The sequence below is a fragment of the Methanocalculus natronophilus genome (assembly GCF_038751955.1).
Classification (GTDB): Archaea; Halobacteriota; Methanomicrobia; order Methanomicrobiales; family Methanocorpusculaceae; genus Methanocalculus; species Methanocalculus natronophilus.
In genome coordinates this window covers 396-642 of sequence record NZ_JBCEXH010000079.1, presented here as the reverse complement: position 1 = coordinate 642, position 247 = coordinate 396, and the positions used below count along the sequence as shown (strand labels likewise).

Annotated in this window: 1 protein-coding gene; it reads right to left on the bottom strand. The window is 34.4% G+C overall.

Features of this window, described 5'->3' with window-relative positions; translation table 11 throughout:
- Window positions 1-247: hypothetical protein (locus tag ABCO64_RS10520; RefSeq protein WP_343089434.1), on the bottom strand; the 247-nt coding region annotated here is incomplete at both ends.

The following is a 247-nucleotide window of genomic DNA, read 5'->3' as shown; positions in this document are numbered from 1 at the left end:
CATAGGCTTAATCGCATCATTTGATAGTTTAAGCCCTAATTTACTTTGAATACGCTCATATTTTGCGCGATCATTAGCGGACACCATTAAATAGTATAAACGCTCTAACGCTCTATCTTCTGGAGATTCGCTCGTCGAACAACAAGACCCTCCAAAATTATTCTTAACGGTTTCTTTTTCACCACTTAATTGTTGAATTAAATCACTGATTTCTGATTTATATTCTTTGGTCAAATTGTCTTTTTCT